Below are 12,145 nucleotides of genomic sequence, written 5' to 3' on the forward strand. Positions count from 1 at the left end.
AAAGAATATGGAAATGCCGAAGAAGAAATTAGCGAAAGAGGTTGTCCGGGTCTGGCTGGTCCGCAATATCATTTCAAGTGTTGTCGGTTTTGTCGTCCTTGGGGTTCTGTTTTACCTGGATCACCGGTTCCAATGGACAGAGTGGATAGGCTGGATCCTGATTGCATTGGCAGTCTATTCTGTCATCGATTTCATTTGGTCGTTTTTCCAGCCCAAGTTTCTGTACAGAAGCTGGTTGTTTGATTTTGATGAAGAATTTTTACAATTGAAATCGGGTTTCTGGCAGGAGCAGCATCACCTGGTGCCGATGACCAAAATCCAGGCTGTATCGACTTCGCAAGGGCCTCTGCTCTGTAAATTCGGGCTGCGCTCCATTGGGATTGAAACGATGGGATCGACTCACGAGATACCCGCCTTGTCAGAGGAGATGGCTGTCGAAATCAGGAATACCATCGCTCATCTCGCCAAGGTCAAGGAAGTGGAGCAATGAGTACCCCAAAGCGCTATCATCCACTCATGATGGTCCTTCAGCTCTGGAGCTTGATCCGCGGTTCTTTCTTCTTCGTGCTATTTTTGTTCGTCATCAAGGCAGGATCCGACTCAGCCCTCGTCTATTATGCGAGGTGGGGATTGCTGATCGTCATCGGAGTCTCGCTTTTGGCCATTCCATTGAAGTGGCTGTTTGAGACGTATGCTTATGATAAAAAGGCTTTCTACCTGAATAAAGGGGTCCTATTCAGATCTGAACAGACGGTGGCTTTTTCAAAGATTCAAAACGTGAACCGCCACGTGTCCGTCATTCACCGAATGTTCGGTTTGACAGCCCTTCATTTTGAAACGGCGGCAGCAGGGGAAGATGCATCCGTTAAATTCGAGGCTTTGACTCTCCAGGAAGCGGAAAAGCTGGAGAAGATGGCCGCGAATAAGGAAGAAAAGGAAGCAGTCCTGGAGGAAACAGAGGAAGGGCAGGTGGCTGAGCCCGAGCTGCCGAGCGAAAGGACCCTTCACTTCCGCCCGACCAAGAAGGATACCATCAAAGCGTCCTTCATCTCGCTGGGCTTTCTGTTTCTGATTCCGCTGCTGTTTTCGATTTACTCGAACATCAGTGACATCTGGAATGTGGACGAGGAGGCGAAGGGCATCTTCTCATGGATCGCGCAGTCTCCGCTGACCTTCACGATTGTGCTGATCGGCTTGTTGATTGTATCCGCCATCCTGGGAATGGTCAGGACGTACCTGAAGTATGGGGCGTACGAGCTTTCCTCCGACAAGGATCGGATTTACAACCAAAACGGGGTCATCGAGCTGCAGAGTTTCTCGATTTTGAAGGAAAGGGTGCAGGCAGTGGAGCTGAAGCAGTCCTTGATTAAACGGTTGTTCGGCATGACCGAGGTCGAGCTGATCAGCATCGGACAAGGCGTGATTTCTGAAGACAGTCCGGATATCAAGTCGCTCTATCCATTCCTCCCGACTGAGCGGGCATATGAATTGGTGTCGGAACTTCTGCCGGGTTATCAGGTGGAGAAGAAGATGAACCCGCTTCCGTTAAAGTCACTGGTGATCCGATTGATCCAGCCCAGCTGGATTTGGGTGATCGCCACAGGGGCGCTCTTCTGGTTCAAGCCGGCGGTCTTTGGGATAGCCGGCTCATGGATCTACGTATCGATCGTCCTGTTGATTGCGATCTTGGTGTGGAGATGGCTGAATTTCCTTCACACCGGCTATCTCCTGCGTGATAACTTTGTTCAATTCAAAAAAGGCTTCTTTGAATCGTCGATCTTCTATACGAAGCGGGAAAAGGTGATTGAAGTAGAGGTAAGCCAGTCACGGCTGCAGAAAATGATCGGAGCAGCGTCCATCTCGACCATCAACCGGGCCAAACCGATCCGGGTGGAGGACGTAAGGGATATTCCATCTACCGTTGCTGAGGAATTTTATTCTTGGTATTTGGGGAGGAAGTCCTGAACTCCGTACTCTAATATGAGGGGGCAGGAGCTTTTTAAATAAAGAATGATACTCTGTCAAGAAAATGGACACTTTAAATTGAGTAGTTCCCTCTTTTCCCTACCGCGCTAACGCGCTTGGTGGCCTCATGTAAGAAATCAGGGAGGAACCCCGATTTCTTACATGAGGGCCAATCGGTTATCTTTTCTTTCTCTGTAATACTTAAGTTCGAAGTCAAGCAAAGAGAGGTAATCGCAAGCAGAGTGAATTCGCTCTGCATTATAAAAATGGACAAGGTACTCGAAGGTTTCCTGTTTTGCTTCTTCTCGTGTTGTAAATCTACGATGGAAGACGAGCTCACGTTTAATAACACCATGAAAAGACTCTATACAAGCATTGTCGTAACAGTTCCCTATTCGACTCATACTTGTGTACATTCCATTGGCACGCAGTAAAGCCTGATAATCATGCGAGGTATACTGGCTCCCCCGATCTGAATGATGAATTAACCCTGGAGTAGGTGGTTGTGCTGTGATGGCTCGCTTTAACGCCACCATAACCAATTCCTTTGTCATACGATGGCTCATTTGCCAGCCGATAATTCTCCTGGAAAACAAATCCATAATAGTCGCCAGATACAACCAGCCTTCTTTTGTCCAGATATACGTAATGTCTGCCACCCAAGCCTGACTTGGATGATTTACCTTAGACTGTTGATTTAAGAGATTGGAATACACAGAAAAAGAGTGCTTCGAATTCGTCGTCGCCTTGTACTTCTTCACTGCTTTTGACCTTAATCCTTCTTCCTGCATGATCCTTGTTACAGTCTTTTCTGAGACCTTGTTTCCTTTAGAGTGAAGGACTTTAGTAATTTTGGGGCTGCCATAATTTTGACGTGAAGCATAAAAGATAAACCGAATTTTGCGCGCTAATCTTTCTTTCCTTTTCTTCTGTTCACTTTTTTCTCTTTTCAGCCAAAGGTAATAGCCACTTGTTGAAACACCGAGGACGTCACACATCTTTGCCACACGAAATTCGTGTCGGTGCTGTTGTATAAACCCAAAAATCACTTCGGGTCTTTGGCAAAGATGCTCATAGCCTTTTTTTTAGATGGCATTCTCTTCTTCCAGATCTCTAATTCGTTTCTGAAGATTGGCATTTTCTTGCTTTTCAGGCTTCATATTCCCACTGCCCACAAAACTGGCTTCTCTTCTTCAGCATATTTTTTAATCCAGTTGTGAAGTGTTTGTTCAGCCAATCCCAGTTCCCGAGCTACTTCAGCTTTCACACGTCCTTTGGCCAATTTAACTGCTTGAATTTTAAATTCTTTATCATAGGTTCTTTTTGTCATTCTAAACACTCCCGTTCATTGGTTTACATGTTAGTTCTATTATACATGCATTTCTCCCAATTCAACGTGTCCAGTATACCCTAGTGAAGTAGTGGATGTTCGGTGTGCTGCTTAATATTTATAGATAGAAAGTACTGTAGAAACTTCAAAGTTGAGAAAATGCTTGGGATTTTTGGGGATTAGAATTTGTTTGTTTTGTGAATTTTTTTAAAACTCTATTCTTTATGTTGTTTTGAGCCACTTTCTTATTTTGCAAGTTTAATATGTTGAGAAATATAATCGTAAAATAAGTTATCACTTTATTTTATGAAGTTTAATTTATATACCGTTTGATTAATTTTTAACCTGAAATTACAAAATATGTTAAAATATTAGGTGTTAGGGAGGTGTAGGGGGATCGATACAGTAAATTTCGGAACGAAGATTAGATTTGAGAGAGAAAGACAAGAAATTACTCAATCAGCTTTAGCCTATGGAGTGTGTTCTATTTCTTATCTCAGTAAAGTAGAGAACGGGAAAATGGAACCCAGCCCTGAGATACTGGCACTTCTATGTAAGAAACTCAATATTGACATGGAGCGAGCAGGTGATTCTTCTAAATTAGTTCCTAGGTTCAAAGATGATATTGATCGTTTGTATAGTGCAATTAAACATTCAGATTTTGAAGAATCTCATTCAATCTATGAGGAAATCAACAATAAATATGAAACATTTACTCATCCTGCATTCTTATTAGTTAAAAAGCTATTTGATTTAAGGATAGCTATTTTAAATAATAAAATGAGCTAGAAAAGTTTAAAGATTTGGCATTAGAACAAATCAATTCTGGTAAAGTGAAAATTGATTCGAAAGATCTTCTCGATTTTTCAGGAATTACGGCTGTAACCACTACTTTTGAGAGAGTCTCTTCACTGTTACTGTACCGATTGTGGAAAAAGATTATCATGAAATGAGCAATGTTGTACTTAACTTCACAAAAGATTTTTCATTATCCACTTATTCAGAAACGATTGTAAAGAAATCAGAAGAAGGGACTTTTCACGTGATTGTTTCCATGAATGGTGAAGTAAAAACAAATCAAATAGTAGATACACCATTCATGACAGCAAAAGAGTATAGAGAAAATCCACCGTTCGAGATTGCAGGATTAAATAGGACAAAATTCTTCAAGTGTATGGAATTACCTACTGTGGTCGGAGCTGCAGTCATGCTCGCTTGCGAAGGTGCGTGTATGTTAATCGTCCCATGTATTCCTTGTCTAGCACTAAACGGCGGCTTTATGATTTCTTCTGTCTCCCGTTGTGTATATAAAGCCTGGGACTAATCTTTTGATATAAACCAAAAATGCAACAAAAATTTGTTACCTTTTCACCTTGCTTTGTTACTTAAGCAAGGTGAAAATAATTTTGGAGGAGGTGTACAATGACAACTTCGTTTAATTTTATGCTTGTTATTTTTATTCTAAGTTTGATATTTGTTCTTATTAATTTTAAATTAAGGAGCAGACATAAAGTTAATAGAGTGACTAGTATTTTTCTTTCTCTTTTTATTTTTTGCCAGACTATATTAATTGGATCTTTTACGTATAAATTTGATAGTACTTTTCTATTAATTGTTCTTCTTACAACTTGCCTTTTATGTATTGTAATACCCTCTATTTATACTATACGCTCTGAAAGAAATGGTGTAACTAGAAAGAAATAGACTTACCTCACTTACTATGATTGAATATCGTCAATCTGTGTCTTCAGTCAAAGTGTTTGTAAGGCTTGGAAGCAATTACATAACGATAATAGCCTAATACCACCTTTACAATGTCGGTAGATTAAGGGACGGAGGAACAGGTGATCTTTCCCGTATTCAGGGATATTGGAGGGATAAGGAACCTGTTTCTTCTCCCTCCGTGAATGGTCAGGACGTACCTGAAATATGGCGCATACGAGCTTTCCTCCGACAAGGATCGGATCTACATCCAAAACGGGGTCATCGAGCTGCAGAGCTTCTCGATTTTGAAGGAAAGAGTGCAGGCGGTGGAGCTGAAGCAGTCCTTGACCAAGCGGTTGTTCGGCATGACCGAGGTCGAGCTGATCAGCATCGGACAAGGCGTGATTTCTGAAGACAGTCCGGATATCAAGTCGCTCTATCCATTCCTCCCGATTGAGCGGGCATATGAATTGGTGTCGGAACTTCTGCCGGGTTATCAGGTGGAGAAGAAGATGAACCCGCTTCCGTTAAAGTCACTGGTGATCCGATTGATCCAGCCCAGCTGGATTTGGGTGATCGCCACAGGGGCGCTCTTCTGGTTAAAGCCGGCGGTCTTTGGGATAGCCAGCTCATGGATCTACGTATCGATCGTCCTGTTGATTGCGATCTTGGTGTGGAGATGGCTGAATTTCCTTCACACCGGCTATCTCCTGCGCGACAACTTTGTTCAATTCAAGAAAGGCTTCTTTGAATCGTCGATCTTCTATACGAAGCGGGAAAAAGTGATTGAAATAGAGGTAAGCCAGTCACGGCTGCAGAAACTGATCGGAGCCGCATCCATCTCGACCATTAACCGGGCCAAACCGATCCGGGTCGAAGATATCAGGGACATCCCTTTTTCTGTTGGGGAAGAGTTTTATCGTTGGTATTTGGGCAGGCGGGTGTGACAGGGGGACGGTTCTCTTGTTTCAATTGCAAGCGTCCCCGTGCTTTCCAGAAGCAATATACAGAAGCACAAAAGACTCATCGATTGATGAGTCTTTTTTTAGGGGAAGGAGGTTTTGGCAATGATCATTTCATTAGCCAGTTTACTTGGACAAACAATTGATGTTCCGGGTGACACAGGTTGATTATTCTGGAATCCACCCTAACTTAATTCATTTTTCCAATATATCGTTCTGCTAAAAAAATTTTTCAATAGAGTGATCCAAACCTTAACTAGTTCCGTTAGCTCGTCGAAAGATTGTTTGAATTCTTTTTATTAGGGAAAATCGAAAAGACGATAGTGAGAAGGAGGTGAAGAGAAACCGTGCCAAGACGATTTATACAGGCCCTGCTTTTCCTCGGAATTGTCAGCAGCCCTGTTTTGGCTTCCGCTGAAGACGGCTTACTCACGACTATCTCTGACAACTTGAGCAGCACTGTGGAGAAAGGGAAAGATGCCGTTCCGGTTCCTGACGAGGAAATGGATAATGCATCCGAAGTGGAAAAGGCTGTAAAGAAGTTAGATCTATCAAATTCACTTGATAAAGCTTCCAAGGCAGCTGGCGAAACAGTCAAAGCTGGTTCAACAGTTGTTTCCGATACCGTTAAAGATACTGCAAAAGCTGTTACATACACAGTAGATCAGACTTCAGGCAAAACAGCCGGCACATTATCTGAAACAGTTAAGAATACCACTGAACCCGCTTCAAAGATTTTATCTGAAACGACGGAAAAGGTCACTCGGACAGCTGATCAGGCAACAGCTACCGATACTCTCTCCAATACAACAAAAGTGGTGACTGACACTGTAAACAAGGTAACGGAAAACCTGACATCTTCTGTGGGAAATATCGGCAACGATGCGTCAGAAGATGTTTCTGGAATAGTAAAAAACACAACGGAAAATCTTACTGACACGGTCTACGGGACTGTCGAAACGGTGGCCGATACAGCAAATACGGTTGTAACAGAGACCACTGATTCTGCAACAGACATCGTTGACGATACAACTGACACAATCCATGACACCGCTTCTACTGTAAACGACACTGTCAAAGACACAGGAAGCATAGTGGCAGATGGAGATGAAACTAAAGAAAAGGACCTTGATACCACAGAACCAGTGAGTGAGAAGGACCTTTCGCCTAATCCAAAGCAGTCCTCTGATAAAGATGAAATTACTACTACTGATAAGGACGCAGTTATTACTACTGATATGGATAAGGATAAAACTGCAGCAAAAGCCAAAGGCGAGGCTGCCAAAACCCATAAGGCAACTCAAGAGTCAAAGGCCGTGCTGCAATTGACGAATAATAGTATTCCTGAGCAAGCACCTCCCAAACATCAGGAGAGCTATGACAATGCAGAACCGTCCCGAGAGGCCGCTCCTGGCAAAGTACCTGCAGATAACAGCAGCAGGAACTGGGAGCCTATCTTGCCAAATACAACCAGCCAGCCTGCAGGATCATCTCAGGTAAACGGGCAGCAAACCACAGGAGCCAGCCCAATCTGGATGCTGGGGACACAAAATGAGAACGGGATCCGTTTTCAAAAGATCAGTTCCCACGGTCATGAAAAAATCTATTATGATCAGTGGTTGAACGCACCACCGGCGCAGCCGCCGCGAAATTCTCTTCTTTTAAAAAGTATATAACCCAAAAACTTTTAAAAAGGAGAGAATTAAAAAATGAAAAAAAATGTATTTAGAACTTTAGTGGTTACAGGCAGTTTAGCAGCAGGATTAGCAATTGGAGGACAAACAAGTCTAGCCGCAGGTCATGACAGCCATAATGAAGACCAGCTTCTGGAAGGTATCGATCTTTTAAATTCTGAAGGTGGTTTGGCAGACGGAATCAACGTACTTGATACAGATGGTCTGCTTGGAAATTCCAGCCATTCTGATGAGGGCAGCATTGAAGTAAATACCGATGCGGACACAGAAACCGAGGTCACATCTGAGGAAAATAAGGATGAAGTATCTTCCACTACGGAAGCGGATGCTTCCCAGGACGTGAACGCTTCTCTTGAAGGCGAAGACGAGTCGGCAGAAGTGGATTCGGAAATGGATGCAGGTGTCATGAACGACACAGTAGTGAATGAGGATGAAGTAGCTTCCACTACGGAAGCGGATGCTTCCCAGAACGTGAACGCTTCTCTTGAAGGCGAAGACGAGTCGGCAGAAGTGGATGCAGAAACGGATGCAGGTGTCATGAACGACACAGTAGTGAATGAGGATGAAGTAGCTTCCACTACGGAAGCGGATGCTTCCCAGGACGTGAACGCTTCTCTTGAAGGCGAAGACGGGTCGGCAGAAGTGGATGCGGAAACGGATGCAGGTGTCATGAACGACACAGTAGTGAATGAGGATGAAGTAGCTTCCACTACGGAAGCGGATGCTTCCCAGGACGTGAACGCTTCTCTTGAAGGCGAAGACGGGTCGGCAGAAGTGGATGCGGAAACGGATGCAGGTGTTATGAACGATACAGTAGTGAATGAAGATGAAGTAGCTTCCACTACGGAAGCGGATGCTTCCCAGGACGTGAACGCTTCTCTTGAAGGCGAAGACGGGTCGGCAGAAGTGGATGCAGAAACGGATGCAGGTGTTATGAACGATACAGTAGTGAATGAAGATGAAGTAGCTTCCACTACGGAAGCGGATGCTTCCCAGGACGTGAACGCTTCTCTTGAAGGCGAAGGCGAGTCGGCAGAAGTGGATGCAGAAACGGATGCAGGTGTTACGAATGAAACTGTGTACAATGAAGAAAGTGAATCTTTTTACTCTAAAACTTCTGGACAAGCAGCTTCTGATTTAGGAACTTCTGTTTCAAACGACGACTATGAAGCTGGCGCTGATGCCAACACAGATTCAAATGTTTGGGTAATCACAGAAAAAAATGGAGAAAATGATTCTTCCAAAACAGAATTCGGAACAGAAACCAATAATGACTTCGTTTTATTCTCAGAAGATAAAGAAGATGAAGAGACATCAACTATATTCGGAAACGCCGATGCAGGATTATGGGCTGTTTCTGAGAACACAGACGATTCTTCTAAATTTGAGACTAAAGCTATGGGGAATCTAATGGCAGGATTCATGAACAACGGTGAAGACAGCTCCGCTGATTTCCTGACTGATACAACAGCAGGCTTTTGGTTCGAGTCAATGGAAAGTGATGAAGAAGATTCTGTCCATACTGGATTGAATGCAGATACAGCTTCTGCCCTGAATTTCCTTTTTGAAGAAGACGAATCTTCTCTTTTGACAAACCTTGGAGTAGAGGCAGATGCCAGTTACTCTCAAGTTGACAACGAAGATTCATCCGACTCGAAGCTAAGTCTTGGTTTATCAACTGACCTGGGTCTAAATACAATGATCGAGTCCACTGATGAAGGAATAGATTTAGAATAGTGATCTATTAAAAAAGGAATGACCTTCCCGGGTCATTCCTTTTTTGTGTCTTCACACCAGCAGTCAATGAGGGCCAAAGGGACAAGAAACCTGTCCCCCCGTCCCTACTCCAGAAAAACTATTAATACAATGGAAGCTCTGCCTCCTCAAGATTAAGCACGATTCTTTGAATAAGAAAAGTAATTGGCCTTTATTCTTGTACTGCTCTGCTTATAAATCTGTTATTTTCTTATCTTACTTATTCAAAATTACGCTTTGTTTGCTGAATAGCGGAAAATAAGATAGAGCTTTTATATATAATGCTGTCGTTTTGAATAGAATTTGGCGCAGTTAGCAAGTGTATTGTCGCCATTCGCTAGTTACAAAGCATCGTTGGAGAGTTACTATTAAACTGTACTATCAGCAAAGAAGAACACGCTAATCTACAAATGAAAATAGATAAAGGAGGCCGATAGGTATGACGTTCAATACCGCTGATCGTATAAAAATCCCTGCAGGATTTTGGACAGGATTACGTCAATTGGAAATAGTCGCAAACGAGGTACTTCGAAAAGCACAATTGCCAGTCTCCATTGTTTCTGCGCCATTTGTCACCACAGCCCAATATTTTGCAATCTGGCAGGCTTTTTCCGACCTTATTGGTGATCCCTCCAAAGGAATCATCAAGCTTGCGACATCCTTTGAAACAGATCATTTCCCTCCGACTGTCTTAGCAACTTATCACGCTCGTGACTACCGTGATGCTTTAAAGCGAATGGCCAAGTACAAACAGCTTTGCCCGCCTGAAAGCTTACATATCACCGAGGAAGGTGAACTCTGTACGATTGAAATCAAAACATTACATAGTGAACAACCGGGTCTGTCTATATTGATTGGCATTACTTTGGCATTTCTTCTCGAACTGGGGCGCCGGGGCACAGGGCAACCTTTGTCAGCAATGTTAGTGGAATTTTCTATCGATTCAATTGGCGACTTGCAGATACTTGAAGATTACTTCGGCTGCCGAATTCAAACCGGGGCAAATTGTAACAGGCTGACTATACATCGAGCAGATCTGGATCAGCCCTTTGTCTCGTACAATGCAGAATTACTGGAGATACTGACTCCCGTACTGGAACAGTCGCTGAATGAACAGCCTCACAGTCCTTCCATTACCGAGACGGTCAAGTGGATCATGAAACGCAGCTTAGCGGGGGGCCGCCCCGACATTCAGACTATTGCGGGCGAGTTAGGGATAAGTGACCGCACCTTGCAGCGGCGGCTTACGGAAGAAGGGACAAGCTTCAAGCATTTGTTAGCAAAAGTTCGACATGAGGAGGCAAGAGAATACCTGGCAGATCCGTCGTTGGATATTAAAGAGGTTGCCTTTTTGATTGGATATGAAGACCAAAACTCATTCTACCGCGCTTTTCACTTATGGGAAGGTGCTACCCCTTTAAAATGGCGTACTGAACATCTCGGTGCAAACTTGATAAAATGATAGTTTACTTTTCGATACTGTATCATCAGCAGGATAACGTAATAAGAACGACAAAAGAAACGGAATATCTTTCAATCTAAAAGGAGCACTGTATTATGGAGATGAACTTGAAAAATAAAACAGCATTAGTCACTGGTTCTACAAGAGGGATCGGTAAGGCAATTGCCATTGAACTTGCAAAAGAAGGTGTCAATGTACTGATCAATGGACGAAATGACGAAAAGGTAGAACGAACTGTAAATGAAATCAAGGTAGAGTTCCCTGATACCTTCCCTCAAAATGCTGCTGCTGATATTGTAGATAATCAACAACGGGAAGCATTATTTAAAAAACATCCCCAAATTGATATTTTAGTTAACAATATGGGAATTTATGAAATGATGAAGTATGAGGACGTGGATGATGAAGTATTGGAAAAGTATATCCGTACCAATGTCCTTGCAGCAAATGGATTATCCAAATTTTACTTGCCTAAAATGATAAAAAATAATTTTGGCCGAGTGATCTTTATTGCGAGTGAAGAAGCAGTTATGCCATCTGGACAAATGCCTCAATATTGTATAACAAAATCCATGCTGCTATCATTGTCAAAAAGTCTCTCCAAACTAACAATAGGAAAAGAAGTGACAATCAATACCATCTTGCCGGGACCAACACTCTCTGAAAATGTGCATCATATAATCGAGGGGATGTACCCAAATAAAGATATGCCTTTTTCAGCAAAAGAGAAAGAGTTTATGACTGAAAATCTGCCTCAGTCTGAAATACAACGATTTATCAGGCCGGCTGAAATAGGCAGATTAACTACCTTTCTATGCAGCCCTTTTGCTTCCGCCTTTAAAGGTTCTCCAATTCGTATGGATGGAGGCATGGTACCGACTATCTTCTAGCACTTTCGGGGACAGAGGGACAGGTGAACTTTCCCATTTTCAGGAAGACCTTATCAAAGGAGAGTGTGAACTATTTCTACTATGGGAGGGACAACGGGCCTGTCCCCCCGTCCCACACCTTCCCTCCCACCCTTTTTTTGCCCTTTCAAAGCGCGGATTCTTCTTTTTACATTATAGAAATTCATGAAATTATTTCCAATAGACATATCAACACAAAAAATCAATGGTTTTCCTATAATACCCTGTTAGTTTTTCACATTCTCTCACATAATTTCTTTCAGATCTTTTAGATAATACCACTCAGCGACGAACACCCATCCAATTTTATGTTAGTATTACATTTGTTGGTTGATTTCCAAGTTCCCTGAAGATGGACAATGGGA

General features: G+C 42.9%; 9 protein-coding genes and 1 pseudogene. 9 read left to right on the forward strand and 1 reads right to left on the reverse strand.

Translation table 11 applies throughout. From position 1 onward, the window contains the following. Positions 1 to 7 precede the first annotated feature (7 nt). Positions 8 to 490, forward strand: coding sequence for a PH domain-containing protein (locus AC4E8A_RS03140; protein ID WP_490196747.1), 483 nt, complete (start codon positions 8 to 10; stop codon positions 488 to 490). Further along, positions 487 to 1,965 (forward strand): PH domain-containing protein, encoded by a 1,479-nt coding sequence (locus AC4E8A_RS03145; RefSeq protein WP_490196749.1) that lies wholly within the window; start codon positions 487 to 489, stop codon positions 1,963 to 1,965. Before AC4E8A_RS03140 ends, AC4E8A_RS03145 begins: the two co-directional genes overlap by 4 nt. Positions 1,966 to 2,123: 158 nt before the next feature. On the opposite strand, the pseudogene AC4E8A_RS03150 reads toward AC4E8A_RS03145, so the two are convergent. Further along, a pseudogene (locus tag AC4E8A_RS03150) lies at positions 2,124 to 3,295 on the reverse strand (IS3 family transposase). Between the two features lie 519 nt (positions 3,296 to 3,814). Here AC4E8A_RS03150 and AC4E8A_RS03155 point away from each other — a divergent pair. From AC4E8A_RS03155 to AC4E8A_RS03185, 7 genes are all read left to right on the forward strand, one after another. Continuing rightward, complete coding sequence (locus tag AC4E8A_RS03155; RefSeq protein WP_490198973.1) at positions 3,815 to 4,084, forward strand: hypothetical protein; 270 nt, start codon at positions 3,815 to 3,817, stop codon at positions 4,082 to 4,084. A 160-nt stretch (positions 4,085 to 4,244) separates the two neighbouring features. Next, positions 4,245 to 4,619, forward strand: coding sequence for a hypothetical protein (locus AC4E8A_RS03160; protein WP_490196750.1), 375 nt, complete (start codon positions 4,245 to 4,247; stop codon positions 4,617 to 4,619). A 583-nt stretch (positions 4,620 to 5,202) separates the two neighbouring features. Further along, a complete protein-coding gene (locus AC4E8A_RS03165) occupies positions 5,203 to 5,946 on the forward strand; it encodes a PH domain-containing protein (protein WP_490196751.1) in 744 nt (247 codons plus the stop codon). A 362-nt stretch (positions 5,947 to 6,308) separates the two neighbouring features. Next, the gene (locus AC4E8A_RS03170; RefSeq protein ID WP_490196752.1) at positions 6,309 to 7,637 is read left to right on the forward strand and encodes a hypothetical protein; all 1,329 of its coding nucleotides are present in this window, start codon (positions 6,309 to 6,311) and stop codon (positions 7,635 to 7,637) included. Positions 7,638 to 7,670: 33 nt separating this feature from the next. Continuing rightward, a complete protein-coding gene (locus AC4E8A_RS03175; RefSeq protein ID WP_490196754.1) occupies positions 7,671 to 9,392 on the forward strand; it encodes a hypothetical protein in 1,722 nt (573 codons plus the stop codon). Positions 9,393 to 9,849: 457 nt separating this feature from the next. Beyond that, positions 9,850 to 10,872 (forward strand): AraC family transcriptional regulator, encoded by a 1,023-nt coding sequence (locus AC4E8A_RS03180; protein WP_490196755.1) that lies wholly within the window; start codon positions 9,850 to 9,852, stop codon positions 10,870 to 10,872. A 95-nt stretch (positions 10,873 to 10,967) separates the two neighbouring features. Continuing rightward, positions 10,968 to 11,762, forward strand: a complete 795-nt coding sequence (locus AC4E8A_RS03185) for an SDR family NAD(P)-dependent oxidoreductase (protein ID WP_490196757.1) — start codon at positions 10,968 to 10,970, stop codon at positions 11,760 to 11,762. Positions 11,763 to 12,145: the final 383 nt, after the last annotated feature.

Source organism: Bacillus sp. SRL337 (genome assembly GCF_984799155.1).

Bases quoted from the DNA above. Each gene is read 5' to 3' on its own strand.
- AC4E8A_RS03140 (WP_490196747.1), top strand. From the start codon at position 8: ATGGAAATGCCGAAGAAGAAATTAGCGAAAGAGGTTGTCCGGGTCTGG.
- AC4E8A_RS03145 (WP_490196749.1), top strand. From the start codon at position 487: ATGAGTACCCCAAAGCGCTATCATCCACTCATGATGGTCCTTCAGCTC.
- AC4E8A_RS03155 (WP_490198973.1), top strand. From the start codon at position 3,815: ATGGAACCCAGCCCTGAGATACTGGCACTTCTATGTAAGAAACTCAAT.
- AC4E8A_RS03160 (WP_490196750.1), top strand. From the start codon at position 4,245: ATGAGCAATGTTGTACTTAACTTCACAAAAGATTTTTCATTATCCACT.
- AC4E8A_RS03165 (WP_490196751.1), top strand. From the start codon at position 5,203: ATGGTCAGGACGTACCTGAAATATGGCGCATACGAGCTTTCCTCCGAC.
- AC4E8A_RS03175 (WP_490196754.1), top strand. From the start codon at position 7,671: ATGAAAAAAAATGTATTTAGAACTTTAGTGGTTACAGGCAGTTTAGCA.
- AC4E8A_RS03180 (WP_490196755.1), top strand. From the start codon at position 9,850: ATGACGTTCAATACCGCTGATCGTATAAAAATCCCTGCAGGATTTTGG.
- AC4E8A_RS03185 (WP_490196757.1), top strand. From the start codon at position 10,968: ATGGAGATGAACTTGAAAAATAAAACAGCATTAGTCACTGGTTCTACA.